23 protein-coding genes and 1 tRNA gene are annotated in these 25658 nt (G+C 74.4%); 12 read left to right on the forward strand and 12 right to left on the reverse strand.

Annotation, left to right across the window (positions count from 1 at the left end):
* Positions 1–3: 3 nt before the first annotated feature.
* The gene (locus tag ACN268_RS25520; protein WP_421485391.1) at positions 4–486 is read left to right on the forward strand and encodes a DUF2231 domain-containing protein; all 483 of its coding nucleotides are present in this window, start codon (positions 4–6) and stop codon (positions 484–486) included.
* 903 nt (positions 487–1389) lie between these two features.
* Positions 1390–1572, forward strand: coding sequence for a hypothetical protein (locus ACN268_RS25525; RefSeq protein ID WP_309236914.1), 183 nt, complete (start codon positions 1390–1392; stop codon positions 1570–1572).
* 130 nt (positions 1573–1702) lie between these two features.
* Here ACN268_RS25525 and ACN268_RS25530 read toward each other — a convergent pair whose 3' ends face one another.
* The 3 genes from ACN268_RS25530 to ACN268_RS25540 form a co-directional block, all read right to left on the reverse strand.
* Positions 1703–2254: a flagellar biosynthesis protein FlgA gene (locus ACN268_RS25530; RefSeq protein ID WP_421485392.1), complete on the reverse strand. Its 552-nt coding sequence runs from the start codon at positions 2252–2254 to the stop codon at positions 1703–1705.
* A gap of 297 nt (positions 2255–2551) precedes the next feature.
* A complete protein-coding gene (locus tag ACN268_RS25535) occupies positions 2552–3007 on the reverse strand; it encodes an FmdB family zinc ribbon protein (protein ID WP_421485394.1) in 456 nt (151 codons plus the stop codon).
* 76 nt (positions 3008–3083) lie between these two features.
* On the reverse strand, positions 3084–3728 hold the full coding sequence (locus ACN268_RS25540; protein ID WP_421485395.1) for a 5-formyltetrahydrofolate cyclo-ligase: 645 nt from the start codon (positions 3726–3728) through the stop codon (positions 3084–3086).
* Positions 3729–3813: 85 nt separating this feature from the next.
* Here ACN268_RS25540 and ACN268_RS25545 point away from each other — a divergent pair, with 85 nt between their 5' ends.
* The 6 genes from ACN268_RS25545 (at position 3814) to ACN268_RS25570 (ending at position 10356) form a co-directional block, all read left to right on the forward strand.
* Complete coding sequence (locus ACN268_RS25545) at positions 3814–6075, forward strand: diguanylate cyclase (RefSeq protein ID WP_421485396.1); 2262 nt, start codon at positions 3814–3816, stop codon at positions 6073–6075.
* Between the two features lie 9 nt (positions 6076–6084).
* Positions 6085–7086: a UTP--glucose-1-phosphate uridylyltransferase gene (locus ACN268_RS25550; protein ID WP_421485398.1), complete on the forward strand. Its 1002-nt coding sequence runs from the start codon at positions 6085–6087 to the stop codon at positions 7084–7086.
* Complete coding sequence (gene glp / locus ACN268_RS25555) at positions 7083–8375, forward strand: gephyrin-like molybdotransferase Glp (RefSeq protein WP_204927381.1); 1293 nt, start codon at positions 7083–7085, stop codon at positions 8373–8375. Before ACN268_RS25550 ends, glp begins: the two co-directional genes overlap by 4 nt.
* Before the next feature lie 91 nt (positions 8376–8466).
* The gene (locus ACN268_RS25560; protein WP_421486988.1) at positions 8467–9069 is read left to right on the forward strand and encodes a GNAT family N-acetyltransferase; all 603 of its coding nucleotides are present in this window, start codon (positions 8467–8469) and stop codon (positions 9067–9069) included.
* A 178-nt stretch (positions 9070–9247) separates the two neighbouring features.
* A complete protein-coding gene (locus tag ACN268_RS25565) occupies positions 9248–10051 on the forward strand; it encodes a hypothetical protein (RefSeq protein ID WP_421485399.1) in 804 nt (267 codons plus the stop codon).
* A 228-nt stretch (positions 10052–10279) separates the two neighbouring features.
* Positions 10280–10356 (forward strand) — tRNA-Ala (locus ACN268_RS25570).
* A gap of 76 nt (positions 10357–10432) precedes the next feature.
* On the opposite strand, the gene ACN268_RS25575 is transcribed toward ACN268_RS25570, so the two are convergent.
* From ACN268_RS25575 to ACN268_RS25600, 6 genes are all read right to left on the reverse strand, one after another.
* On the reverse strand, positions 10433–11308 hold the full coding sequence (locus ACN268_RS25575; RefSeq protein ID WP_421485400.1) for a S1 family peptidase: 876 nt from the start codon (positions 11306–11308) through the stop codon (positions 10433–10435).
* Positions 11309–11457: 149 nt separating this feature from the next.
* The gene (locus ACN268_RS25580; protein ID WP_421485402.1) at positions 11458–12468 is read right to left on the reverse strand and encodes a hypothetical protein; all 1011 of its coding nucleotides are present in this window, start codon (positions 12466–12468) and stop codon (positions 11458–11460) included.
* Between the two features lie 54 nt (positions 12469–12522).
* Positions 12523–13179, reverse strand: coding sequence for a 4'-phosphopantetheinyl transferase family protein (locus tag ACN268_RS25585; protein ID WP_421485404.1), 657 nt, complete (start codon positions 13177–13179; stop codon positions 12523–12525).
* Positions 13180–13346: 167 nt separating this feature from the next.
* Positions 13347–14126: a peptidase gene (locus ACN268_RS25590; RefSeq protein WP_421486989.1), complete on the reverse strand. Its 780-nt coding sequence runs from the start codon at positions 14124–14126 to the stop codon at positions 13347–13349.
* Positions 14126–15406 (reverse strand): VWA domain-containing protein, encoded by a 1281-nt coding sequence (locus ACN268_RS25595; protein WP_421485405.1) that lies wholly within the window; start codon positions 15404–15406, stop codon positions 14126–14128. The genes ACN268_RS25590 and ACN268_RS25595 overlap by 1 nt, the downstream gene beginning before the upstream one ends.
* 571 nt (positions 15407–15977) lie before the next feature.
* On the reverse strand, positions 15978–17774 hold the full coding sequence (locus tag ACN268_RS25600; protein WP_421485407.1) for a dolichyl-phosphate-mannose--protein mannosyltransferase: 1797 nt from the start codon (positions 17772–17774) through the stop codon (positions 15978–15980).
* Between the two features lie 92 nt (positions 17775–17866).
* Here ACN268_RS25600 and rsmI point away from each other — a divergent pair, with 92 nt between their 5' ends.
* Positions 17867–18706: a 16S rRNA (cytidine(1402)-2'-O)-methyltransferase gene (gene rsmI / locus ACN268_RS25605; RefSeq protein WP_421485408.1), complete on the forward strand. Its 840-nt coding sequence runs from the start codon at positions 17867–17869 to the stop codon at positions 18704–18706.
* Between the two features lie 13 nt (positions 18707–18719).
* Here rsmI and ACN268_RS25610 read toward each other — a convergent pair whose 3' ends face one another.
* Entirely contained in the window at positions 18720–19583 is an 864-nt protein-coding gene (locus ACN268_RS25610; protein ID WP_421485410.1) for a hypothetical protein, read from the reverse strand.
* A gap of 143 nt (positions 19584–19726) precedes the next feature.
* Between ACN268_RS25610 and metG the strand changes: the two genes are divergently transcribed.
* Positions 19727–21529, forward strand: coding sequence for a methionine--tRNA ligase (gene metG / locus ACN268_RS25615; protein WP_421485411.1), 1803 nt, complete (start codon positions 19727–19729; stop codon positions 21527–21529).
* Positions 21530–21581: 52 nt separating this feature from the next.
* Here metG and ACN268_RS25620 read toward each other — a convergent pair whose 3' ends face one another.
* Both ACN268_RS25620 and ACN268_RS25625 read right to left on the reverse strand, forming a co-directional pair.
* Complete coding sequence (locus tag ACN268_RS25620; RefSeq protein WP_421485413.1) at positions 21582–22433, reverse strand: alpha/beta fold hydrolase; 852 nt, start codon at positions 22431–22433, stop codon at positions 21582–21584.
* Between the two features lie 65 nt (positions 22434–22498).
* On the reverse strand, positions 22499–23743 hold the full coding sequence (locus tag ACN268_RS25625) for a hypothetical protein (RefSeq protein WP_421485414.1): 1245 nt from the start codon (positions 23741–23743) through the stop codon (positions 22499–22501).
* 107 nt (positions 23744–23850) lie between these two features.
* On the opposite strand from ACN268_RS25625, the gene ACN268_RS25630 reads away from it, so the two are divergent.
* Both ACN268_RS25630 and rsmA read left to right on the forward strand, forming a co-directional pair.
* Positions 23851–24750 (forward strand): TatD family hydrolase, encoded by a 900-nt coding sequence (locus tag ACN268_RS25630; RefSeq protein WP_421485416.1) that lies wholly within the window; start codon positions 23851–23853, stop codon positions 24748–24750.
* Between the two features lie 32 nt (positions 24751–24782).
* The gene (rsmA, locus tag ACN268_RS25635; RefSeq protein ID WP_421485418.1) at positions 24783–25652 is read left to right on the forward strand and encodes a 16S rRNA (adenine(1518)-N(6)/adenine(1519)-N(6))-dimethyltransferase RsmA; all 870 of its coding nucleotides are present in this window, start codon (positions 24783–24785) and stop codon (positions 25650–25652) included.
* The last annotated feature ends 6 nt before the right edge of the window (positions 25653–25658 follow it).

Here is a 25658-nt window from a genome sequence, read left to right on the forward strand (position 1 = left end):
TCGGTGTTCAAGGAGATCAACGGTCTGCCCGGTCACGTCCTGGTGGTCCACGCCGTGGTGGTCTTCGTGCCGCTGCTCGCGCTGCTCGCCAGCGCGTACGGGTTGGTGCCCCGCTGGCGGCCCCGCCTCGACTGGGCGGTGGCGATCCTGGCCGTGGTCACCCCGGTCCTCGCCTGGGTGGCGACCGAGTCGGGGGAGGCGTTCGAGGCGGCGCTGCGGGCGAAGGGCTACTCGCCCGAGCTGCTCGCCAAGATCCACGAGCACTCCGAGTACGGCGAGACGCTGCAGTGGTTCACCATCGGCCTGGCCGTGGCGGCGTTGCTGCTGCTGGCGGTGACCAGCAACCGGGTGCGTACCCCGGACCTGCCCGCCTGGACGACCTGGGTGCTGACCGCGATCACCGTGGTGCTGGCCGTGTTCGCCCTGGTCTACGTCTATCTCACCGGGGACAGCGGTGCCGCCTCGGTGTGGAGCAACACGTTCTGACCGGTGACCCCCGTCGGGCGGCGGTCAGAACAGCGCCCGGGAGCAGAGCAGGCAGAGCAGCACCAGCAGGACGACCCCGACCACCGCGCCGACGCTCCAGGTGATCCGTTGCGCCTGCTGCTCCGCGGCGTCCATCGCCTCCATGTCCTGCGCCGGCAGGGTGCGGGCCGGGGTCGCCGCCAGGTGTACGGGGGGACGCCAGCCCGGTGGCGGGGGCGCGGTCGGCGGTGGCCCGGCGTAACCAGCCGTCCCCGCCTGTCCCGCGCCCGTCCCTCCCGGGCCTGATGCCGCCCTGCCCGTTCCCGGTGGCGGCCCGCCCGATTGCGGTACCGGCCCGCCCGATTGCGGTACCGGCCCGCCTGTCCTGGGTGAGGGCTCATCCGTTCCCGGTGCCCCCGGGCCTGCCGTCGGTCCGGACGGCCCCGGGCCGGGTCCCGCATCGGACGGCACGCCCGGAGCGGGCTGGCCGGGCGTCGGGCCGGGTTGGGCGGCTGCGCCTTCCGAGCCGGCTACGGACTCTGTCTCTGTCGTGCCGGCCTCACTCGACCGGTCCGCGACGGGCGGGTGCGGCTGGGCGGAGGAAGCGGATGGCGGGGCGGGGTCCGTCTGTTCCGCCGTACCCGCTTCGCCCGACGGGGGCGGCGGTCCGGTGGGGGAGGGGGTGGGCGGGCGTCGCCAGTACTCGTCCTCGGGGCTGGCACCGCTGGGCGTCGTCACGCCGTCCGACGCTACCAACGTGAGGAGCCCGTCGGCCGGTCCGACGCGGCGGTCGTCGACCGGTGTCCCCGGCGCTGGTGGCGGTGCGGTCGGCTGCCTCCCGCCCGCTGGTCTCCGGGTGGGTGCCGGAGAAGGGCCTTCGGCGGTGCGCCGGGGTGGGGCCGGCGCGGGGTAGTGTTGCCGATCGTGAGCCCCGAGGACCCGGCCGGGCATGGCGTGCCCGGCGACGACGACCGTACGGTCGACCTCAGCGACGACTTCGTGGTGCTGCCCGAGCAGACCACCGACGACACCGACTTCGGTTGGGGTGAGCGCCGGGGCGGCAACGACGACTGGCTGCTCGCCGAGCGTCCCCCGCACTGGAGTTGACCCCGGGGCCGCCCGACCGGCGCGATCGCCGGCAAGATCCACTCATTGGTGCCGATGTTGCGGTATCCGGGGTGGGCGATGCCGCAACATCGGCCCCGCTGCGCGCCCCGAACCGCCGCCGACGAGTGGATCATCCCCGGATGACGACGCTGAAGCGGCTGCCCTCCGGCTGGCCGACCGAGCGCTGCGCCTGGTCGGGTCGGACCGCCAGGTAGAGCGCGGACGAGCCGTCGACCGCGTTCCCACCCACCACGTCGAGCACCAGCGCGTCGGCTGCCAACAGGACCGTCTCACCGGCGTTGCGTCCCGCCGGGAGCACGAGCAGGTCGACCCGCGCGCCGGGGCGCAGGACCGCGAGGGCGGCCGGCTCGGCCAGGCGGACGGGCACTCCGACGAAGCCGCTCGGCAGCGGCAGCGCGGCCGGAGTCTCCCCGTCGGCGGCTCGATCACGGGCCGGAGCGGACCGGCCGGCGTCCTGCCCGTGCGGGGTGGCGACCCCGTCGGCGGCCGACGCGCTGGTGCCCGGTGTGGTGGGGGCGGGTCGGCCGGCGTCCAGGACGATCACCGCCAGCCCCAGCAGGACGGCGACCAGTACCGTGCGCAGCAGGGTCGCCCCACCCGGCCGACGCGGCCGGCGGAACGGTCGTAGCGAGCCGTCGCCGCCCGTGCCCCTGGCCGCCATGACCCACCTCCGCCCGTCCACCGGGATGCCCCGATGACCTCCCGGCTCAGCAGGCTAGGCGGAAACCACACCCCTCACGAGCCGTCGTCCACAACCTGTGGACAACGGCTCCCCCTGTGGAAAACCCCACCCACCCACCCAACCACCCCCACTCCCCGCTCGACCCACCCCCGCCCCGGGGTGGTGATCAAGAGGTTTGCGTCATCCGCCGAGATCCACTTGACGCAAATCTCTTGATCAACCCGGGCTGGCGGGGGTGCGGGCTTGCGGGGGCGGGTGCGGGAGGCGGGGCGGGGGTCAGGAGGAGGTGCTGGTGGCGGGGGACTTGGTGGAGCTGGACGAGCCGGACGACGGGGACCCGCCCGAGCCGGATGCCGAACCCGAGCCGGACGACGAGGACCCGCCCGAGCCGGACGACGAACCCGAGTTGGACGACGAGCCGGAACCCGAGGAGTCTCCGCCGGACGAGGAACCCTCCGACTTCGCCGGCTTCGCCCCGCCGCTCTTGCCCTCGCTGCCGGAGGCCCGGGAGTCGGTGCGGTAGAAGCCGGAGCCCTTGAACACGACCCCGACCGAGTTGAAGACCTTGCGCAGCCGCCCCTCGCACGTGGGGCACTCGGTCAGCGGCTCGTCGGAGAACGACTGCACCGCCTCGAGCTGGTGGCCGCACGCGGTGCAGGCGTACTGGTACGTGGGCACGTTCTCCTCCGGATCTGGTACGGCCGGTTGGCACTCGACGTATTCGAGTGCCAATGGTGCGTCATCGGACCCGGGTTCGTCCAGCGGACGTGATCGTCCTCCGTCCACCGGGCGTCCCCGGCCCGCAGCGTCAACCCATCGAATGTTCAACGGAGCCGGGCACCGGAAGCGCGAGGAGCCCGTCCGACGGGGTGAGCGCGGCGCCCACCGCCCGGTCGTGCGGCTGGGCGGGCAGCGCCGGGAGCAGTTCGCCGTCGTGCAGCAGCGCCACGGTCAGGGTGGCCGCCGGCACCCGGGCCAGGGCCCGGTCGTAGGAGCCGCCGCCCCGCCCCAACCGCAGACCGTGCCGGTCCACCGCCACCGCGGGCACCACCACCAGGGTGGCTCCGACGATCGCCGTCCGGCCGAGCCGGGGGCCGTCCGGCTCGCGCATGCCCCGGCCGGCGGCGACCAGGGTGCCCGGCCCGGCGTACGCGGCCCAGTCCAGGTCGAGGTCGTCGCACAGCACCGGCAGCAGCAGTTCCGCCCCGGCCGGCAGGGCGGCCCGCAGCACGTCGGGCAGGTCGGGACCGCCCGGCTCGGAGCCGACCGGCACGTACCCGGTCATCCGGGCCGGCCGCAGCCGGCGTACCAGCGCGGTCAGCTCCGCCTGGACGCGCGCCGCGGCGGCGGCCCGCCGGGGGGCGGTGAGCGCCCGACGGCGGGCGAGCAGCGCGACCCGCGTCTCGCGTTTCGCCGCGTGGACGGCTTCCGCTTCATCAGAAAAATCGGGCACGCAACACTCCTGACGCAACGCTGTCAACGCGGTTGCTCTGTGTCAGCATCGCAGGAACGGGCCTGGAACTTCCGGGGGGACAGCGTTGACGCTACGCGGGCGGTTGACGGCGGCCTTCCTCACGGTGGTGCTCGGTCCGGTGCTGCTCGGCGCGGTCTTCGTCGGCACCACACTGTCGACGGTGGACCGCAGCCGGTCCACCGAGCGCCTCGGCCTGGCCGCGTCCGCCGTGCGTACCTCGATCGACGCGCTCTGCCAGCAGTTGCGGGCCGCCGCCGACGCGGTGGCCCTGCGCCCCGACCCGGCGACCCGGGCGGGCGCGGCCGGTCAGGTGGTCAGCCGGGGCCTGGCCGCCGCCGTGCTGGTCACCGATGTGGCCGGCGGCACCACGTACGCCACTCCGGGCGGACCGGCGACCCCCTGGCGGGACTGCACGGGGACGGCCCGCAGCGGCGGGCCGGTGCGGGCGCTGAGCGCCCGGGTGGACCTGCGCGACCCGGCCGGCACGCCGCTCGGCACGGTGGCCGCCGCCGAGGTGGTCGACCCGGCGTTCGTGGCCCGGCTGGCCGCCGCGACCGGTGTCGCGGTCACCCTGCTCGACGACGCCGACGGCCCCGACCGGATCACCCACACCACCGAGACCCGTCGGGTACGCGACGCGGTGCTCGCCGCCGCCGGCTCCCTCGACGGCGACCGGGTCACCGCGACCCCCGACGGCCGGTACGTCAGGCGGCTCGGACCGGCCCCCGGGCAGCCGCTGCCGCTGGTGCTCTCGGTCGCCGGTGAGCGGCCGTCGGGTCTGCCGGCGGCGCTGGTCGGGGCGGTGCTGCTGGCCGCCGTGCTGGCGGTGCTGACCGCGTGGCGGCTGGCCCGGGTCACCACCCGGCCGCTGGTGGAGCTGGCCGGGGCGGTGGACCGGGTGGCCCGGGGCGACCTGACCACCCGGGTGCCGGTGCGCAGCCGGGACGAGATCGGCCGGCTCGCCGCCGCGTTCAACCGGATGATCCGGGAGACCGCGGGGTACGTGACCGCGCTGACCAGCAGCCGGGACCAGTTGCGCGGGCATCTCGGGGTGCTCGGGGACACCCTGGCCAGCACCCACGACCTGCAACGCATCCTGCGGGTGATCCTGCACAGCGCCATCGCGGCGACCGGGGCGCGGGCCGGGGCGGTGCTGCTGCGCGACGACGGGGCGACGCTCGTCGGGCAGTGCGCCGAGGGGCTGGCCGGGCGCTGCCCGGCGGGCACCGAACCGGAGGAGCTGCGGGTGCCGGTCGGTGCGGGGGTGGCCGGTGCGGTCGCCGCCACCGGCGAACCGCAGCGGGGCCGGGTGTCGCCCGGGGCGACGCCGCCCGGCGAACCGTGGTGCGAGACGTACGTGGCGGTGCCGTTCACCGCACCCGGCGGGGACGCCACCGGTCGGGAGCCGGCGGTCGGCGTGCTGGTCCTCTACGACCGGCTGGGCGGCGACGAGTTCGACGACGACGACCTGGCCACCCTGCGGACCTTCGCCGGGCACGCGGCGGTGGCGGTGGAGAACGTCCGGGTGCACGAGGAGGCGCAGCGGCTGTCGCTGACCGACCCGCTGACCGGGCTGTGGAACTACCGCTACCTGCGTGAGTCGTTGCGTCGGGAGGTGGAGCGGGCCAGCCGGTTCGGTCGGATGCTCAGCATCCTCGTCCTCGACCTGGACCGCTTCAAGACCGTCAACGACAGTTACGGGCACGCCGCCGGGGACGCGGTGCTCGCCGAGTTCGCCCGCCGGGTGCGCGGCGAGATCCGCGAGGTGGATCTCGCCTTCCGGCAGGGCGGCGAGGAGTTCGTGGTGCTGCTGCCGGAGACCGACGCCCGGGGCGCGGCGACCGTGGCCGAGCGGTTGGGCGCGGCGGTGCGGGACACGCCGGTCGTGGTGCCGGGCCACGCGGGAGCCCCGACGACGATCGCGGTGTCGGTCTCCATCGGCATCGCCGTCTATCCCGACCACGCCAGCACCGGTGTGGAGGTGCTGGACGCCGCCGACGAGGCGTTGTACGCGGCCAAGGGCGCCGGTCGCGACGGCTACCGGGTGGCGACCGCCCGGCCCCGCCCGGCCCCGCCCGGGGACGGTCCGGCCGCCGGGATCGCCGTACCGGCGGGCGCGACCAGCCCGGACGACGGCCTGCCCCGCGCCGGGCCGCCCCCCGTCGACCGGCCGCCCGCCCACCGGCCGTCCCCCGACCGGGGTCCCGTCGACGACCTGCCGGCCGACGGGTCGACGGGTCGGCACGCCGTCGGCGCTCCCGGTGTGACGCAGCCGGGCGGCGCGTCTTCCGGTCCTCACCCGCCGCGGCAGAGCCGTGGCCGATAGTCTCGCGGCATGTCGGAGCACTCAGCGAACCCCTCAACGACCGCCGCGACCGGTCGCGCCCGCGCGGTCAAGGCCGTGATCCCGGCCGCCGGCCTGGCCACCCGGTTCCTGCCGGCCACGAAGGCGGTGCCCAAGGAGCTGCTGCCGGTGATCGACCGACCGGTGCTCCAGTACATCGTCGAGGAGGCCGCCCAGGCCGGCATCGGTGACGTGCTGCTGATCACCGGGCGGGGCAAGACGTCGATGGTGGACCACTTCGACCGTCGCCCCGACCTGGAGGCCCGGCTGGAGGCCAAGGGCGACGCGGACCGGCTCGCCGCGGTCAAGCGCCCCAGCGAGCTGGCCGAGATCTACACCTGCCGCCAACCGGAGCAGCTCGGCCTCGGCCACGCCGTCGGGTACGCCGAGTCGCACGTCGGCGACCAGCCCTTCGCGGTGCTCCTCGGCGACGAGTTCGTCAAGCCGTCCGAGCCGCTGCTGCCGGCCATGTTGGAGCTCCAGGCCCGTACCGGCGGGGTGGTGCTGGCCTTCTTCGAGGTCGACCCGGCCGAGACCAAGCGGTACGGCATCGCCTCGGTCGAGCCGGCCGGGGCCGAGCTGACCGACATCGGCGAGGTCGTGAAGGTCACCGGCATGGTGGAGAAGCCCCAACCGGAGGACGCCCCGAGCAACCTGGCCGTCCTCGGCCGGTACGTGCTGCCGGGGCGGATCTTCGACGCGATCCGGCGTACCGAACCGGGCAGCGGCGGGGAGATCCAGTTGACCGACGCGATGGAACTGCTGCGTAGCGAGGGGGTGCCGGTGCACGCGATCGTCTACCGGGGCACCCGCTACGACACCGGCATGCCGCTGGGCTACCTCCAGACAGTCGTGCAGATCGCCGCCGAGCGGGAGGACCTCGGCACCGAGTTCCGCGCCTGGCTGACCGAGTTCGTCAACAACGGCGACGAGACGGTCACGGCGGCGGTCCTCAACGGGGTACGCGACGCGGCGGGCGGCTCCGGTACATGACCTCGACGGCCGACGCCGAGGCGGCCGCGAACGAGTTGACGCCGCTCGCCGACTACCTGGGCAGCGTGCTGCGCAGGTTGCGCGCGCTGCCTCCGCTCGACCTCGACCTCACCCAGGCGTACGGCAACGTCCTCGCGTCCGACGTCGTCGCCCCGCACTCGTTCCCCGCCTTCGACCAGGCGGCGGTGGACGGGTACGCCGCGCGCTGGGAGGACCTCGTCGGGTACGGCCCGGTCCCCACCCAGGGGCCGGGCCGTCCGGTACGCCTCAACGTGGTCGGTGACCTGGGGGCGGCGAGTTGGCGACCGGTCCGGCTCACCCCCGGCTCGTGCTTCTCGGTGGCCGCCGGTGCGCCCATGCCGATCGCCGCCGACGTGGTGGTGCCGGTGGAGTGGACCGACCAGGGCATGGCCGCGGTGGAGATCTTCCGTACCCCCAAGCGGGGGTACGGCGTCCGCCGCGCCGGTGAGGAACTGCCCGCCGGCACCGTCCTCGCCCGCGCCGGCACCTACGTCGCCCCGGCGCTGGTGGCCGTGTTCGCCGCCACCGGCATCGGGCACGTGGTGGTCCGGCCCAGCCCCCGGGTGGTCATCGTGGCCACCGGTGACGAGCTGGTCGACGTGGGCCGGGGCAGCCAGCCCGGTCAGGTGGTGGACGCCAACTCGCACGCGTTGACCGCCGCCGCCGCCGAGGTGGGTGCGCTGGCGTACCGGGTGGGGATCTGCGACGACGACCCGGAGGGGTTGCGCGGCCTGCTGGAGGACCAGACCCTGCGGGCCGATCTGATCATCACCACCGGCGGCACCGGCACCGGCCCCGGCGACATGGTCCGGCGGATCCTGTCCCGTCGGGAGGGTGGCCGGGCCGGGCCGGTGACCTTCACCGATGTGGCGCTGTACCCCGGCACTGCCCTCGGGTTCGGTACCGTCGGCGCCGAGGAGGTGCCGGTGGTGTGTCTTCCCGGTGAGCCCGGTGCGGCGTTGATCGGTTTCGAGGTGCTGGCCCGGCCGGCGATCCAGCTGCTGGCCGGCGCGGAGCCGGTGTTCCGGCCGAGCGTCCGGGCGCACCTGCTGGAGACCATCTCGTCGCCCGGCGGGCTGCGGGAGTTCCGCCCCGCGCACGTGGCCGAGCGGCGCGGCGGGGGCTACACGGTGCAGCCGCTCAGCGGTGGGCCGTACACCCTGTCCGGGCTGGCCGAGGCGAACGGCCTGATGGTGCTCGGCGAGCGGGTGACCACGGCGGCGGCCGGTTCCACCGTGGACGTGCTGCTGCTGGACCGGCGGCGGTGAGCCGGTCCGGGCGTGCCGACGCCCCGGTGGCGGACGGGAGGTCGGCGCGGTGAGCTGGTTCGGGCGGGCACCGGGATGGCCGGTGGTGCTGATGGACGGTCCGGTGGTGCTGCGGCCGTACCGCCGTTCCGACGCCGGCGCCTGGTCGTCGGTGCGTCGGGCGAACCAGGCCTGGTTGGCGCCCTGGGAGTCGCACCTGCCGGGCAGTTGGGACGAGACGAATTCGCCTGCCGCGTTCCGTTACGTGCATGCCGACCAGCGGCGCTCGGCGCGTACCGGCGAGGGGATGCCGTTCGCGGTCTGCCTGCGTGAGGACGGCCGGGAGCAGTTGGTGGGGCACCTGAACGTGGGCAACATCGTCCGGCGGGCGTTCTGCTCCGGGTACGTCGGCTACTGGGTGGACTCCCGGGTGGCCGGGCGCGGGGTGATCCCCACCGCGATGGCGCTCGCCGTCGACCACGCGTTCGGCCCGGGTGGACTGCACCGGGTCGAGGTGAACATCCGGCCGGAGAACAAGCCGTCCCGGCGGGTGGTGGAGAAGCTGGGCTTCCGCGAGGAGGCGTACCACGTCCGCTACATGCACATCGACGGGGCCTGGCGTGACCACATCGGATACGCGATGACCAGCGAGGAGGTGGCCGCCGAGGGCGGTCTGCTGGCCCGCTGGCACCGGATGCGTCACGACGCCGGGTGAACCGTCCCACGCGTGGGATGCGGCGCGGCGTGTCGGCATCCCGGTCGGTGGCCCGTAACCTCAAGTAACTGCAAGCTGCGGCAAGCGCTGCCCGGCCGCAGGATCTGCGCCCAGGGCGAGATTTCGGGGAAGATCCTGCTGTCGACCGGCGGTTGCCCCGAATTCGGTGACGGGAGGGGTGAGGGTGCCGACCTCGGTGCTCCTCGCCGTCCTCGCCGCCGCCGGTCTGCTCGCCCTCGCGCCGGCCCTGGTCCGCCGGTACGACGCCACCGAGCGGCTGGTGGCGGAGCGGGCGCAGTCGACGGCGCGGGTGCTCCAGCGCCGTCGGCGGCGTCGTACTGTCCCCGGCCGGCGGCCGGTCAACCAGCCCCGGGCGCTCGTGGTCACCCTGGCCGAGGACGCCGCCACCGGGAACCTCGGCGTTCCCGTCTCCGCGCCGCCGGCCCGCCGCGCCACCCCGCCCGCCACGCGTCGGTCGGGTCGCCTGCGGGCCGTGCCGCCCACCGCCCGGCAGGCCCGCCGCCGTCCGCCCCGGCACCACACCCCGGCCGTCTACCGGCGGCGTCGGGTGCTCGCCGCGCTGCTGCTGCTCAACTTCGTCGAGCTGGTCGGCGTGGTCGTGGTCAGCCCCGGCTTCTGGATCAGCTTCTCGGTCACCGCCACGCTACTCGCGGTGTACGTCGTACACCTGCGGCGGCGGGCGCTGGCCGAGCGTCGGCGGCGACGGATCCGGGCCCGGGAGGCCGCCTGGTTGGCCGCCCGGCAGGCCGAGGTACGCCGGGAGCAGGCCCGTCGGGCGGCGGCCCGCCGGGAGGCGCAGCGCCGTCTCGCCGCGCAACGCGAGGCGGTACGCCGTACCGCGATGGGCCTGGACCGGCCGACCGATCTGCCGGCGGCGGCCAGCGGGGGCGGCTCGGTGTCCTACCGCCGCTCCGGCGGCCTGCGTGGCCGCCCCTACCAGTCCGGCCGCGACCCCCGCTGACCCCGCCCGGGTGCCCCGCCTGGCCGGGCGTCCCGGTGGTCGACCCGCCTGGGCCGAAACAGTGGCTTCCGGGCGGTCTGATGCCGCTACCTGGGCCCACGGGCGCGGGCGGATCGTCGGTGGGTGCGGCGGGAGGGGTGATTCGCCCGGGAGGCGGGTGGGCTGTTAGTCTTGGCGCCGGCCCGCCCGGTGAAAGCCGGGTGGGACCGAAGCCGGTCCACCGGCGGAGGGGCTGTGGCGCAGTCCGGTAGCGCACCTCGTTCGCATCGAGGGGGTCAGGGGTTCGAATCCCCTCAGCTCCACCAGGAAGTTCATGATCAAGGGCGGGTCTCCGAGCGGGAGACCCGCCCTTGATCATGTAACCCGGGTCGACGGGGCCGCTCAGGGGAGGGTGACGCCGTAGGCGGCCAGGATCTCGGCGACCGGCTGGTAGTAGGTGCTGCCCCCGCTGGTGCAGTTGCCGCTGCCGCCGGAGAGGATGCCGATGATCACCCCGGTCGCGGCGACGTAGAGCGGGCCGCCGCTGTCGCCCGGCTCGGCGCAGATGTTGGTGCGGATCAGCCCGGACACGCTGCCCTCGGCATAGTTGACCGTCTGGTTGAGGGCGGTGACGGTGCCGCACCGCACGCCGGTGGTGGAACCGCTGCGGCAGACGGCCTGCCCGACGTACGCGGTGCCGACGCCGTTGAGGGTGAGCAGCCCCGGATAGGTGTAGACGGCGCTCGGGTGGCTGACCCTGCCGGTGTAGCGGACCAGGCCGTAGTCGTTGACCGGGAAGCTGCTGCCGGTCCGGGTGCCCAGCGCGGTCGTCTGACCGCTGTCGGCGTACCAGGTGGTGGCGGTGGCGGTGCAGTGGCCGGCGGTGAGGAAGTAGTACGTGCTGCCGCTGTGCACGTTCGCGCCCAGTGAGCACTTGGCACCGCCACCGTAGATGCTCTGTCCACCGGCGATGAGCAGGCGCAGCCGGCCGGGTTCGCGGCGCACGTCCGCGCCCTCCCGGGCGGCGAGGGCGCGCAGCGCGTGTAGCTGCTCCGGTGCGACGGTGTCGTCGACGGTGAGCGTCGGCCGCCCGGTCGTCGGGTCCGGGCCCCACGCGGTGCCGACGGTGCGTACCTGTGCCAGCCCCGCCGCGGCCGGTGGGCCGCTGACGCCGGGGTGGGCGGCAGCCGGGTGGTCGACGCCGGCGTACGCGGCGGCCGGGGTCGCCGGCAGCAGGGTGACGGCCAGGGTCAGGGCGACGAGCGAGAGACGACGCATCCCCCACCTCCAAATCGATCGCTGTGGGTCGATGCGTCAAGCATCCGCCGGTGCCGGACCCGATTCAAGGCACGGCAGCGATCCCGGCCCTCACGACGCCGACGGGCCGACCCCCTGGCAGGGGGCCGGCCCGTCGGACGGATCGGTGCTCAGGGCTTCCAGGAACCGGCCGCCTTGAACTTGTGCTGGTACTCGACCACGCCGTTCTTGTCAGCCACGTCGAACACCACCGAGCCGGCACGCTTGCTGCCGGCCGGGATGCCGCTGCCCGAGTCGAGCAGGTCGCCGCCGCAGCCGGAGAACGCGCCGGCCAGGCCGTTGACCGTGGTCCCGTCGTCGGCCACCCACTGGAAGTAGAACGGGTTGATCGACGAGGTGCCCTTGGTCACCGTGGCGGTGACGTCGGCGATCAGGTACATGCCCTTGTTGGGCGGCGGCGCGAACGAGCGGCAGCCCTTGGTCGAGGTGCTGAAGCTCCGCAGGGTGATCTCGATGGTGCCGTCGTCGTCGCTGATCACCAGCGTCTGGCCGGCCCTGAGGTTGAACGCCTGGTCGGTGGACGACGGCGCCGCCGACGGTGGGTCACCGGGCAGCCCCGGCGCCGCCGTGACACCGGGGGTGGGCACCGAGGGCCGGTACTCCCGGCCCGCGTCGTCGGACTGCTTGCCCCCGACGACCATCAGGGCGATGATGCCGCCGCAGCAGAGCAGCACCACCAGGGCGACCACCAGGCCGACGACGATCCAGACGTTCCTGGCCGACGAGCCGGCCGGCTTCGCCGGACCCAACGGATAGCCGGGCCCGCCCGGCGGCGGCGGATAGCCCCCGCCGGGCGGCGGCGGATAGCCCCCGCCCGGCGGCGGCGGATAGCCCCCGCCGGGCGGCGGCGGGTAACCCCCGCCCGACACCGGCGGATAGCCCGCGCCCGACACCGGCGGATAGCCCGCACCGGAGACCGGCGGCGTGCCCCCGGGCTCGTACGACGGCTGCGGCGCCCCCGACACCGGCGGCGGCGCGTACGGTGACGGCGGGGCGTACGGGTCGGAGTAGGGCGGGTCGGGGACCGGGGGTGGCGCAGCGGTCGGGTCGACCGGGTAGTACTGCCCGGGGGGCGGCTGGTGCGGGTCCTGGGGCCCGTAGGGGGGCTGGGGCTGGTTCACCGTACTCCTCGTTCGACGGTCGGCACTCGGGGAAGCTGGGGTGGCGGCAACGGGTCAGGGCAGGTGCAGCACGGCCGCCGTACGGACCAGGTCGTCCTCGACCGCGAACCGGCCGGTGACCACGGTGGGCGGGTCCGCCACGGTGGCCGCCGACACCCGGGCCGGGGAGATCCGGGCGGTGAAGACCCCCGAGTCCGGGTCCAGGTCGACGGTGGCGTCCAGGAAGTCCAACCAGGAGCCCACCACCGGATGCCAGACCTTGTAGACGGTCTCCTTGGCGCTGAACACCACGATCGGCCAGCTCACCCCGCCGGGGAGCCGGGCCAGCCGGTCCTTCTCCTCGGGGTGCAGGATCATCCGGTGTACCCCCGGGTCGAGGTCGCGCTGCCGTTCGGCGTCCATGCCGACCGCGCGCAGGTCGCTGCTGCGGGCGACCGCGGCGGCGCAGTAGTCCCGGGTGTGGGTGATGGTGCCGATCAACCCGGCCGGCCAGACCGGTGCCCGGCTCGGCGCGGTGGGGACGGGCGTGGCCGGCAGGCCGAGCGCGGTCATCGCCCGTCGGGCACAGACCCGACCGGCGGTGAAGTCCCGCCGTCGGCGCTCCACCGCCCGCTCGCCCAGCCCGGCCCGTTCCTCCGGGAGCAGCTCACCGACCCAGTCGGCGGTCCCGGCGACCGCCACCGAGACGGCCGCCGGCAGCAGGTCACGCATCAACCCACCCCTTTCCGGTACGACCACGCCCGGTCCGCCCGGTGCGCGGACCAACGGCCATGGCTGGTGAACGTACCGCAACCGGGCGACACGGCAGGGTCCCGTGGCGGCCCGGTCCCCTCCGGCGCGGCGACGGCCACGCCCGACGGGACCGGGCACCGGGTGGGTCAGGGGCGGCGGGGCCGGCGGGTCAGCGCGAAACCGACCACCCCGGCGACGGCGGCGAGCGCGCCACCGACGGTGCTCCACGCCCAGCGTGAGCCGAGCGCGGGCAGCCAGTCGCCGTCGAACCAGTCGTCGTCGGCCTCGGCGGGGGCCGCCGCCGGATCGCCGGTCAGCACCGCACCGGCCCGGGTGTTCGGCACCAGCGGCGCCTTCAGCTCGCCGTCGTCGCGGGAACCCCCGCCCTGCGCCGAGAGCAGCAGTTCGACGTCGACCGGCTGTCCCAGGTCGGCCTCGGGCAGGTCGGTCACCGACAGCCGGACGTAGTAGGTGCCCGGCAGCGGGTCGGCCGACCACGGTTCCGCCCACGAGCGCACCTGCCGCAGCGTGCAGCCCAGCGCCACGCTGCCCGCCGAGGCGGCCACCGTCGGGGTCTGCGCCCCGGCCGTGCACGCCTGCCGGCGGCGCAGCCCGTCGAACACCTCCACCGTCCAGGTGGACGCGCCGGTGCGGGCCTTGGGCAGCGACACCGTCGCGGCGATCTCATGCCGTTGCCCGGCCGAGGCGGGGAACGACCAGTACAGGAAGTCGCCGGTGGAGGCGTCGACCCGGACCGGTTGGCCGGCCGTGATGCCGGTGGCGGTCAGGAACGACGTCCCGGCCCGGGTGACCGGGGTGGCCCCGGGGGAGGGGGTGGGCGCGGCCGTGGCCGGGGCCGGGGCGGCGAGCAGGGTCAGGCCGGCGGCGGCCAGCGCCGCGCCGCCCCGGATGATCGGGGTACGCATCAGTTCGTCCTCCACGTCGCCACCCACCAGCGGGTGAGCAGTCCGACGACCAGGCCGGTGACCAGGCCGGCCAGGGTGAGCAGGAGCAGCAGCACCCAGCCGCGCCCCAGGTCCGGCGCGGCCGGTGCGGGTGACGAGGCGACCACGTCGATGGTCAGCTCGACCGGCATGCCGGGTTCGGCCCGGGTTCCCGGACGCGGCGCGAACGCGTTGCTGACCACCAGGCAGACGGTGGTGGCCGGCACCGGCGTGTCGGTCGCCGACGGGCTCGGCGACGCCCCGTCCTCCGTCTGCGACCAGCGCAGCCCCGCCGACACCACGTCGGTACGGCCACTGCCGGCGTCGACGCCCCGGACCAGTTCCCGCCCGTCGGTGGCGGTGGCCCGCAGCAGCACGGCGTGGTCGGGGTTCACCGGGCGGTCGAGCGCCACGCTGACCGACGCGCGCAACTCCTGGCCCGGCCGGACGGGCACCCGGTACCACCGGTGCTCGGAGAACGCCTCCCGGTCGGCGTAGACGCCGGGGGCGAGCAGTGGCGCGTCCGCGCACTCGCCCCGCCCGGTGACGACGGTCGGGGCGGCGGTGTAGGTGTCCTTCGCCCGTTCGACGAGCTGCTTGATCCGGCCGGTCAGCTCGTCGGCGCTCTGTGCCGCCGTGTAGGTGCCGCCGGTGGCGGTGGCGATGCAGAGCAGTTGCCGGCGGACCTTCTCGTCCGGGGCCAGGCCGAGCGTGTCGACCACCAGCTTGGTGCCCTGTGCGGCCAGTTCCCGGGCCACCTCGCACGGGTCGGGCGGGGCGCAGGTGTCCTCGCCGTCGGTGATCAGCACGATCCGGCGGGCGGTCGTACCGGTGCCGAGGTCCCTGGCGGCGGACCGCAGGGCCAGCCCGACCGGGGTGAAGCCGGTCGGTCGCAGCGTCGCCACGGCCGCCTTGGCCGCCGTCCGGTCGACCGGACCGACCGGCACGATCTGCTGGGTGTCCAGGCAGCCCTGTTTCTTGTCCTTGCCCCGGTAGGTCGCGCCGAGCACCCGGATGCCGAGCTGGGTCTCCTCGGGCAGCGCGTCGACCACCTCGTTGAACGCCTGCTGGGCGACGGAGATCCGGCTGCGTCCGTCGATGTCGTTGGCCCGCATCGAGCCGCTCACGTCGAGCACCAGCTCGACCTTGGGCGGCTCGGCGGGCTCCTCGCCTTCGGCGTGGGCGGGTGCGGGGCCGGTCAGCGTGGTCGCCGCCAACACTCCGATCAGGACGGCCGTCGATCGTCGTCTCGTGTTGATCACCGGGCGAAGTGTAGTGAGATCCACAGTGGAGCCCCACCGGGGTGTGGCGGCGGGAGTCTCGACCACGGGATTGCCCGGTCGGCACGCCGGGTGGTCGTTCGACCCTCCGGCCCGTCGCCCGGGAGGGGGCGATGACCGTCCGTTAGATGCTAGATGTAAACCATTTGCCGCGCGATGCATCGGTCGGAAATCTGACCCAAGTCGACCCGTTGTGCCGGTGGCACAACGTGGTTAAGCTCTCCTTGCGCGCCCCAATCGCCCGCTTCCCCCGTGGCAGGCGATCGGGGCGCGCCCTTTTGTCCCGGCACACGCATGGGACACCTCCCGGCGTCGTCGATCCCCACCGCCCACGCCTCCGCCCCGTCAGCGTGGCCCCCTACGCGCCCCTGCCGGCGTCGCTCCTGCTCCCTCCACCCGGCCCCGGGTCATGCCGGCAACCCGCGTCGCCTCCACTGGGGAGCATCGACGGGCGGGGTGCCCTCAACGACGTCCGCCCCACCGGCTCCCGCCGCCGGGGTTCGGGATCCGGGCGGCGGCAGGGCGGTGGGGCGGGCGGCGGGTGCGGGGGCGGTCAGATCCAGCGGCCGTCCAGCCACATCCGGGCGGACCAGTCGTCGTAGGGCAGGATGTTGCCCACGAAGATCGGGTAGAAGTAGGCGAAACAGAGCGCCACCAGCAGCACGTACGCGCCGACGATGACCCCGCCGACCAGTCGCCGGTCGGCGAGCTGTTCCGCCGCCGCCGCGTCAGCCTCCGCGACGACCACGGTGGCCTTCGGCTCGGCGGGCTCGCCGGTGTCCGGTGTGCCGCCGTCCGGTCCCGTGCCGTCGCGCGCCGCATCGTCCGGTGCGGTGCCGACCCGACCGGCCGGGGCGGCGCGCTCTCCGACGGCGGGGGTGGCGATCGCGCCGAGCACGTACACCACGCTCAGCACCAGGAACGGCAGCGCCGGGGCGGCGTAGAAGGAGAACATCGTCCGGCCGTCGAGGGCGTACCAGAACCAGGGCAGCAGGCCGGCGGCCACGGCCACCAGGAACGCCCCGGCCCGCCAGTCGCGGCGCGCGATGCCGAGCCAGAGCGTGGCGGCCAGGGCCGGCAGGAACGACCACCAGAGCAGCGGCGTGCCCAGCAGCAGGATCTCCGACGCGCAGGTGGGTGCGCCACACGCGCCGTCGCCGGACCAGTGGAACGCCACCGGCCGGCCGAGCAGCAGCCACTGCCAGGGCCACGACTGGTACTTGTGCGCGGTCTCCAGGCCGGTGTGGAACTCGAACGCCGCCTTGTGGTACTGGAACAGGTTGGTCAGCGCGCCGATGACGGGGGTGTCGCTGAGCCCCGGCACGTTCGGGTACCGGGACGCGATCCGGTAGTAACCCTCGTCGGAGAGCAGCCACCCCGACCAGGTGGCCAGGTAGGTGCCGATCACCAGCACCCCGGCGAGCACCAGCCAGGGCAGCTCGTCCAGGAGCGTGTCGCGCCACGGCCGGCGGACCCCGACCGACCGGCGCAGGCCGACCTCCCAGAGCAGGACCAGCAGCCCGAAGGCCGGCACGAACCAGATCGCGCTCCACTTCACCGCGCACGCGCACCCGAGCAGCGCCCCGGCGAGCAGCCGCCACCAGGGCCAGTTCCGCCAGCCGCCGGCGGGGCGACCGGCCCGGCCGGCTGCGGTCGGGTCGAGGCCGGCGTCGAGCGCGCGGGCCCAGCGCCGTCGGCGGGCGTCCCGGTCGAGCACCAGCGCGCCGAAGGCGGCCAGGATGAACAGCGGCAGGAAGATGTCGAGCAGCGCGGTGCGGGAGAGCACCAGGTGGAAGCCGTCCAGGGCGAGCAGCAGGCCGGCGGCGCAGCCGAGCGTGGTGGAACGGAACAACCGGCGGGCGATGCGGGTGATCATCAGCACCGTGAGGATGCCGGCCACCGCCGAGGCGATCCGCCAGCCGAACTCCGGGGCGGTGGTCATCAGGTGGCCCGGCACGGAGATGTTGGTCTCCGCGTCCTGGTAGCCGAAGGCCCACTCGCCGAGCCCGATCAGCCACTTGCCCAGCGGCGGGTGGACCACGTACGACGGGCCGTTGTCCTTGTAGTTCCACTCGACGCCCTTGTCGATCAGGCCGTAGCCGTCACGGGCGTAGTAGATCTCGTCGAAGATCTTGCCCTTGGGGCTGCTGAGCCCGAGCAGCCGCAGGACGGCGGCGATCGTCACCACGACGGCGGTGGCGATCCACGAGTTCACGTCGAGCCGGGACTCGACGGTGGCGAGTCGTCGCCTGACGATCGCCGGCACGCCGCCCCCTCCGGCCTCGGGAGGGGGTGCCTCCGGGTCGGTCCGGTCCGCGCTCGCACTCTGTGCTGTCGACGCACTCGTCACCCGGCGATCGTAGGCTGCGAAGGTGCCCGGTGGCGCCCGTCGTCCCCGAGATTGGTACGAGTATCGATGAAGGAGCGCGCCACGTGGGTGAAATGTCCGAGATTGGGCGCCTGATTCTGCTCGGCGCGCCGCTGGGCAACCCCGCCGACGCGTCCGCCCGGCTGCGCGACGTCCTCGCCACCGCCGACGTGGTCGCCGCCGAGGACACCCGCCGGCTCGCCCGGCTCGCCCGCGACCTCGACGTCACCGTCGAGGGGCGGATCGTCTCCTACTTCGAGGGCAACGAGGAGCGGCGTACCCCGGAACTGGTCGACGTGCTCCGGGAGGGTTACCTGGTCGCCCTGGTCACCGACGGCGGCATGCCCAGCGTCTCCGACCCCGGCTACCGGCTGGTCACCGCCGCCCTCGACGCCGGGGTGCCGGTCACCGCGGCCCCCGGCCCGAGCGCCGTCACCACCGCCCTGGCCCTGTCCGGGCTGCCCTGTGACCGGTTCTGCTTCGAGGGTTTCCTGCCCCGCTCACCCGGCGGCCGGCGGGCCCGGCTGCGCGCCCTCGCCACCGAACCCCGCACCCTCGTGTTCTTCGAGGCCCCGCACCGGATCGCCGCCGCGCTGACCGACCTGGCCGCCACGTTCGGCGCGGACCGGCCGGCCGCGCTGTGCCGGGAACTGACCAAGACCTACGAGGAGGTCGTCCGCCGGCCGCTGGGCGAGCTGGCCGACTGGGCCGCGCAGGAGGAACCGCGCGGCGAGATCACCCTCGTCGTCGCCGGAGCGCCGCAGACCCCCGCCGAACGCCCCGACGACGACACCCTGCGGGCCCAGGTGGCCGAGCGGGAGGCCACCGGGATGTCCCGCCGGGACGCGATCAGCGACGTCGCCACCGGGTACGGGCTGCGTCGCCGGGACGTCTACGCCGTCGTGCACCGGTAGGCCGGGCCGGCGCTCACCAGGCGGCGACCAGGAAACCCAGGGTGATCAGCACCGGCCCGGCGTAGCCGCCGCCGGTCGCCCAGCGACGCTGCCGGGGGTCGGCCAGCCGGGTCGCCCCGGTCCACCTGACGATCCCCGCCGCGCAGCCGGCCACCGCCAGCAGGCCGAGCAGCCAGCGCAGGTGCCGGCCCACCCCGGTGTCGGCGTACGCGGTGTCCGCGTCCGGTCCGGTCACCCGCGCCGGCAGGGTCGAGCCGGCGGCGGTGCGTTCGGCCGGCACCCCGCTGACCCGTACCCCGTGGGTGCGGAACCGGTCGGCGTCGGCGGTGAAGATGCCCCGGCAGCGCTGGGTCAGCCCACCGCCCGAGCAGTCGGTGACCACCGCCGTCCCCGCCGTGGAATGCCCGACGGCCAGCCAGAGCGGCCCCGCGCTCACCCAGGCGAAGAACGCCGCGACCAGGCTCAACGCCAGCAGCACGGCGAGCCCCCGGATCGGGTCCGGCGGGGCGGGGGTACGGGCGGGGCGACGTCGGCGCGGGGTCCGCAGCCGCTGCTTCGGTTCCTTGCGCAGCGGGGTGCCGTCCCAGTGCACCTGTTCGATCGGCGCCCAGAAGAACCCGTCGTCGTCAGGCTTCTCCCCGGCCCGCCGGAGGGCCCGTGGCTGGCGGACCGGCACCCGCCGGGGCACCGCGTCGACCGGCGCGCCCGTCGTCGGCTCGACCTCCACGGCCGCGTCGTCCGGGCCGGGACCGGGGCGTGGCTGCGGCGCGACGGCCGAGCCGCGTGCCGGCGGAGCGTCCCCGGGGCCGGGGCGTGGTCGCCGGGTGCCCGCCGTCGACTCGTCGTGCCCCGATCGTCTGCCCGTCACGTCAGCCATTGGACACCGGGTGGCGTTCGGTGTCCGTGAGCTGACTCCGCGTGTCGGTGGGCAATTCCCGGCAACGGCGATTCGACGTCGGCGTGGCGCGGTGACCCTATTGGTTCGCCGGCCGCCGACCCGGGTCACTAGGCTTGCTGGTCATGAGTCACGTTCTCGCCGCGGTCGCCTGGCCCTACGCCAACGGTCCGCGCCACATCGGCCACGTGTCCGGCTTCGGCGTACCCTCCGACGTCTTCGCCCGGTACATGCGGATGGCCGGTCACGACGTGCTCATGGTCTCGGGCACCGACGAGCACGGCACCCCGATCCAGGTGCAGGCCGACGCCGAGGGGGTCACCCCGCGCGAGCTGGCCGACCGGTACAACCGGGTGATCGCCGAGGACCTGCTGGCGCTGGGCCTGTCGTACGACCTGTTCACCCGCACCACCACCCGCAACCACTACGCGGTGGTGCAGGAGCTGTTCACCGGGCTGTACCGCAACGGCTACATCGTCCCGAAGGTCACCACCGGGGCGATCTCCCCGTCCACCGGGCGGACCCTGCCCGACCGCTACATCGAGGGCACCTGCCCGATCTGCGGCTACGACAGCGCCCGTGGCGACCAGTGCGACAACTGCGGCAACCAGCTCGACCCGATCGACCTGATCAACCCCAAGTCCAAGATCAACGGCGAGACGCCGGAGTTCGTCGAGACCGAGCACTTCTTCCTCGACCTGCCCGCCCTCGCCGACGCGCTGCGCCAGTGGCTGGACACCCGGGAGGGCTGGCGGCCCAACGTGCTGCGCTTCTCCCGCAACCTGCTCGACGACCTCCAGCCCCGGGCCATCACCCGGGACCTCGAATGGGGCGTGCCGATTCCGCTGGAGGGCTGGCAGGAGCGCGGCGACAAGCGGATCTACGTCTGGTTCGACGCGGTGATCGGCTACCTCTCCGCGTCCATCGAGTGGGCCCGGCGCACCGGCGACCCGGACGCGTGGCGGAAGTGGTGGTCGGCCGACGGGGAGGGCAAGGACTCCCCGGGCTACTACTTCATGGGCAAGGACAACATCGTCTTCCACTCGGTGATCTGGCCGGCGCTGCTCGGCGGCTACTCCGGGGCGGGCAGCCGCGACGGTCAGCCCGGCGACCTCGGCCGACTCAACCTGCCCACCGAGGTCGTCTCCAGCGAGTACCTGACCATGGAGGGACGCAAGTTCTCCTCCTCCCGCAAGGTGGTCATCTACGTCCGCGACTTCCTGGAACGCTACGACGCCGACGCGCTGCGCTACTTCATCGCCGTCGCCGGCCCGGAGAGCAACGACACCGACTTCACCTGGGCCGAGTTCCTCCGCCGCAACAACGACGAACTCGTCGCCGGCTGGGGCAACCTGGTCAACCGGTCGGTCTCCATGGCGGCGAAGAACTTCGGCGCGATCCCCCCGGTCGACCCGGCCGGGCTCACCGAAGCCGACGAGGCGCTGCTCGCGGTGGCCCGCGCCGGTTTCGCCACGGTGGGCGACCTGATCGCCCGGCACCGGCAGAAGCAGGCCATCGGCGAGGCCATGAAGGTCGTCGCCGAGGCCAACCGCTACCTGTCCGAGCAGGCCCCGTGGAAGCTCAAGACCGAGGCGGACAAGCCCCGGATGGGCACCATCCTGCACGTCGCCCTCCAGGTGGTCAGCGACGCCAACACGCTGCTCACGCCGTTCCTGCCGCACTCGGCGCAAAAGATCCACGAACTGCTCGGCGGCACCGGCGTGCACGCCCCGATGCCGGTCCTGCAGGAGGTCGACGACCTCGACGGTGGGCCCGGTTACCCGGTGCTCACCGGGGACTACACCGTCGGCGCGCGCTGGGAGTCCGTACCGTTGCCGGCCGGCCGGCCGCTCGCCGCGCCGAAGCCGGTCTTCCGCAAGCTCGACCCGTCGATCGTCGACGAGGAACTCGCCAGGCTGGAGAGCTGACCCGACGCGGGCGGCCCCGGGGGAACCCCCCGGGGCCGCAGTGCGCGGTACGTCAGGCGCGGGCCATCGCCGGCGCGCCGATGAACTCCATCAGCGCCCGGTTCACCTCGGTCGGGTGCGTCCACGGGATACCGTGCGGCGCCCCCTTCAGGGTGACCAGCGTGCCGTTGGGCAGCATCGACGCCAACCGCTGACCCGTCTTCGCAAACGGCAGCACGTTGTCCTTGTCGCCCTGGATGATCAGCACCGGGACGTCCATGTTCGGCACGTCGCCCCGGAAGTCGGTCTGCCAGGCCTCCACCGAGTCGTGGGTGCCCTTCGCCGACGCCTGCGCGCCGATCTGCCAGTGCGCCCGGTACGCCTCCTCGCTGACCCACCGGCCCCGGTTCTCGCTGTAGTTGAAGAACGCGTCGCAGAACTGGGTCAGGTAGGCGAACCGGTCCGCGAGGATCGCCTGCTGGAACCCGTCGAAGAGGCTCTTCTCGACGCCCTCCGGGTTGTCAGCCGTCTGCAACAGGTACGGCGCCAGCGGCGCCATCAGCACCGCCCGGTCCACCCGGCCGGACCCGTACGTGCCGAGGTAGCGGGTCACCTCGCCGGTGCCCATCGAGTGGCCCACCAGGATCGCGTTACGCAGGTCCAACTCGGTCATCAGCACGTCGAGGTCGGCTGAGAAGGTGTCGTAGTCGTAGCCCATGGTCGGCTGGGCCGAGCTGCCGAAGCCCCGCCGGTCGTAGGTGATCACCCGGTACCCGGCCGCGAGCAGCGGACCCGACATCTTCTCCCAGGTCGCCCCGTTGAACGGGAAGCCGTGGATCAGCACGATCGGCTGACCCTGCCCGTGATCCTCGTAGTACAGGTCGATCGGGGCGGAGTTCTCCGTACCCACGGTGATGAAGGGCATGCTCTTCTCCTGATCCGTCGGTGTCGGACCCGTCGCGCTTTCCCCGGCCGGCCACCGTCATGCCTTCACAGCGCGTACGGCAGGTCCACCACCCGGTCGTCGGTCACCTCGGCGACCGGCGCCCACGTCTCGTACACGCCCCGTTCGTGGCACTGTGCCCCGGTGTCGTGTACCCCGTCCGGATCGGGCTGCCGCAGGCGCAACCGCAGCCAGCCCGCCTCCTCCCGGAGCACCAGGCACGCCACGCCCCGCCACCGGGCGTGCCGCAGCCGCCGGCCGACCGACTCCACCGGATAGCGGGCCGCCCGGGTCATCGCCAGCACCCGGAACCCGCCCGGCAGGTCCGCCACCGCCTCGTACTCGCCGCCGGCCAACCCGCCGACCAGCTGCGTCGACCGCGGCACCTCACCGGTCGGCACGTACTCCTGGTCGGGTGAGAGCCCCGGCACCGCCGCCAGCAGGTGCCGCCACTGCGGGCCCACCATCCGCAACCAGCCCCGCTGCTCCGCCTGGTAGCTGTAGAGCACCACCTCGGCCCCGTCCGGGGTGTACGCCAGCAGGCTGGCGTTGGCGGGCATCGGCAGGTCGGCGAAGTCCCGGGTGACGAACTCCGGGATCAACTGCGCCGAACTCGGCACGAACCCCGTACCCAGCACCGGGGGGCCCAGCCGGTCCCGGGGCGGCAGCTCCAGCAGGCCCCGGTGCGCCCCGCCGACCGGCACGTCGTAGTCGCCCGGGTCGGCGGCCCGCCAGCGCAGCGCGTACCCGACCTCGGTGCCGTCGCCACCGGTGCCGTCGCCGCGCAGCACCGCCAGCGCGGCCGGCGTGCGCAGGTGCGCCACGTCGTGCTCGCGGTAGCAGAACCCGTGCGGCAGCCACCCCCGCACGTACCCGGCGAGCTGCCGGGCGGAGAGCACCTTGACCATCCGGGTGCCGCGCCGCAGCACCGCCGAGGCGCGCACCGCGGCCAGCGTCGGATCGCCGGCCGCCGTCGGCTGCTGGCTGAGCTGGTGCACGTACGACCAGCCCCGGTCGCGGTGCACCGGCATCAGCAGCGCCGCCTCCGGCTCCTCGACCGGCGGGCCGCCCCCGCTCACCTCGGTGACCTCGGTCACGTGCACGAACCGCCGCCAGGGCCAGCTGACACCCGGCCGGGGCGCCCACTCGAAACCGGGTGCCGCCTCGGCGCTGAACAGTTCGTAGGCCGCGCCCCGGGCCAGCTCCTCCGCCGGGTGGACCACCCCGCCGTACGTCACACGCAACGCGGTCCGCCCGGAGGCCGCGCCGCTGGCCCGATCGGTGACGCTCATCCGGGCGAGACTAGGCCGGCCAGGTTCCACCCCGGTGAACGTCCGGTGGCCGCCCGGGAACACCCCACCCCGCACGGGTCGGTGCCCCCGGTCGCCTCCGGTGTGTGATGCTGGCCGCGATGACCGAACGGACCGAATCCCGCAAGCAGCGTGCCGCCCGCCGGGCCGGCGAGTTCCCGCCCGCCCCGCCGCCGCTGCCCCGCCCCGTGCTGGACAGCCACACCCACCTCGACATCACCGTCAGCGAGGCCGGCGTGCCCGGCGGGGGCGACGCCGCCGACCCGGTGGCCGCCGCGATCGAGGTGGCCGCCGCCGTCGGCGTGGACCGGCTCGTGCAGGTCGGCGTGGACGTCGACTCGTCCCGCTGGGGCGCCGACGTCGCCGACCGGCACCCGGCGGTGCTCGCCACCGTGGCGCTGCACCCCAACGAGGCACCCCGGCTGGCCGACCTGGACGCCGCGCTGCGCGAGATCGAGAAGCTGGCCGTCCGCGACCGGGTCCGGGGCGTCGGCGAGACCGGGATGGACTTCTTCCGCACCGGCGACGACGGCCGGGCCGCCCAGGAGGAGAGCTTCCGGGCCCACATCGCCATCGCCAAGCGGTACGGCAAGGCCCTGGTCATCCACGACCGCGACGCCCACGCCGACGTGCTGCGCATCCTCGACGACGAGGGTGCCCCGGACACGGTGGTGCTGCACTGCTTCTCCGGCGACGCCGACTTCGCCCGCGAGTGCGTCCGCCGGGGCCACCTGCTCAGCTTCGCCGGCACGGTCACCTTCGGCAGCGCCACCGCTTTGCGCGAGGCCGCCGCGCTCACCCCGATCGACCAGATCCTCGTCGAGACCGACGCGCCCTACCTGACCCCGATGCCGCACCGGGGCCGGCCCAACGCGTCGTACCTGATCCCGCTGACGGTCCGGTCGTTGGCCGAGACCACCGGGGCCGACCTCGACGAGCTGTGCGCCGCCATCTCCGCCACCGGCGACCGGGTCTTCGGGCCGTGGTGACCGACCCGCGACCCGCGACTACGCTTCGGGGCGTGACCGGCCTGCTCGGCCCGGCGGAGATCCGGGAACTCGCCGCGCGCCTCGGCGTCAACCCGACCAAGAAGCTCGGCCAGAACTTCGTGCACGACCCGAACACCGTCCGCCGGATCGTCACCGCCGCCGGGCTCACCGGAGACGACGTGGCGTTGGAGGTCGGCCCCGGCCTCGGCTCGCTCACCCTGGCCCTGCTGCGGGCCGCCGCACACCTGCACGCGGTGGAGATCGACCCGGTGCTGGCCGGCGCGCTGCCGCAGACCGCCGCCACCCACGCCGGCCCGGACGCCGCCCGGCTCACCGTGCACCGGGCCGACGCGTTGCGGATCACCGCCGCCGCCCTGGCCGATCCGCCGCCCACCGCGCTGGTGGCGAACCTGCCCTACAACGTCGCCGTCCCGGTGGTGCTGCACCTGCTCGCTGAGCTGCCCACCCTGCGGCACGGCCTGGTGATGGTGCAGAAGGAGGTCGCCGACCGGCTGGTCGCCGGCCCCGGCTCCAAGGTGTACGGCATCCCGTCGGTCAAGCTCGCCTGGTACGCCCGATCCCGCGCCGCCGGTCGGGTTCCACCGAACGTGTTCTGGCCGGTGCCGAACGTCGACTCCGGACTGGTCGCGTTCACCCGCCGCGAACCACCCCGCGACGACGTGCCCCGACAGGCGGTCTTCGCCGTGGTCGACGCCGCGTTCGCCCAGCGCCGCAAGACGTTGCGGGCCGCGTTGGCGGGCTGGGCGGGCAGCCCCGACCGGGCCGCCGCGGCGCTCACCGCCGCCGGGGTCGACCCGGGCGCACGCGGGGAGTCACTCACCGTGGAGCAGTTCGCCGCGATCGCCGCGTCGGCTCCGACCGTCGCCGCCACCGCACAGTAGGCTGAC

The sequence above is a fragment of the Micromonospora sp. WMMD735 genome (assembly GCF_049178995.1).
GTDB classification, from domain to species: Bacteria; Actinomycetota; Actinomycetes; order Mycobacteriales; family Micromonosporaceae; genus Micromonospora; species Micromonospora wenchangensis.

What these genes read in the sequence shown, in the direction of transcription:
- ACN268_RS25530 (WP_421485392.1), bottom strand. Translation starts at nt 2,254, where the DNA reads ATGGCGGCCAGGGGCACGGGCGGCGACGGCTCGCTACGACCGTTCCGC.
- ACN268_RS25550 (WP_421485398.1), top strand. Translation starts at nt 6,085, where the DNA reads ATGTCGGAGCACTCAGCGAACCCCTCAACGACCGCCGCGACCGGTCGC.
- glp (WP_204927381.1), top strand. Translation starts at nt 7,083, where the DNA reads ATGACCTCGACGGCCGACGCCGAGGCGGCCGCGAACGAGTTGACGCCG.
- ACN268_RS25560 (WP_421486988.1), top strand. Translation starts at nt 8,467, where the DNA reads ATGGACGGTCCGGTGGTGCTGCGGCCGTACCGCCGTTCCGACGCCGGC.
- ACN268_RS25575 (WP_421485400.1), bottom strand. Translation starts at nt 11,308, where the DNA reads ATGCGTCGTCTCTCGCTCGTCGCCCTGACCCTGGCCGTCACCCTGCTG.
- ACN268_RS25585 (WP_421485404.1), bottom strand. Translation starts at nt 13,179, where the DNA reads ATGCGTGACCTGCTGCCGGCGGCCGTCTCGGTGGCGGTCGCCGGGACC.
- ACN268_RS25590 (WP_421486989.1), bottom strand. Translation starts at nt 14,126, where the DNA reads ATGCGTACCCCGATCATCCGGGGCGGCGCGGCGCTGGCCGCCGCCGGC.
- rsmI (WP_421485408.1), top strand. Translation starts at nt 17,867, where the DNA reads ATGTCCGAGATTGGGCGCCTGATTCTGCTCGGCGCGCCGCTGGGCAAC.
- ACN268_RS25610 (WP_421485410.1), bottom strand. Translation starts at nt 19,583, where the DNA reads ATGGCTGACGTGACGGGCAGACGATCGGGGCACGACGAGTCGACGGCG.
- metG (WP_421485411.1), top strand. Translation starts at nt 19,727, where the DNA reads ATGAGTCACGTTCTCGCCGCGGTCGCCTGGCCCTACGCCAACGGTCCG.
- ACN268_RS25620 (WP_421485413.1), bottom strand. Translation starts at nt 22,433, where the DNA reads ATGCCCTTCATCACCGTGGGTACGGAGAACTCCGCCCCGATCGACCTG.
- ACN268_RS25625 (WP_421485414.1), bottom strand. Translation starts at nt 23,743, where the DNA reads ATGAGCGTCACCGATCGGGCCAGCGGCGCGGCCTCCGGGCGGACCGCG.
- ACN268_RS25630 (WP_421485416.1), top strand. Translation starts at nt 23,851, where the DNA reads ATGCTGGCCGCGATGACCGAACGGACCGAATCCCGCAAGCAGCGTGCC.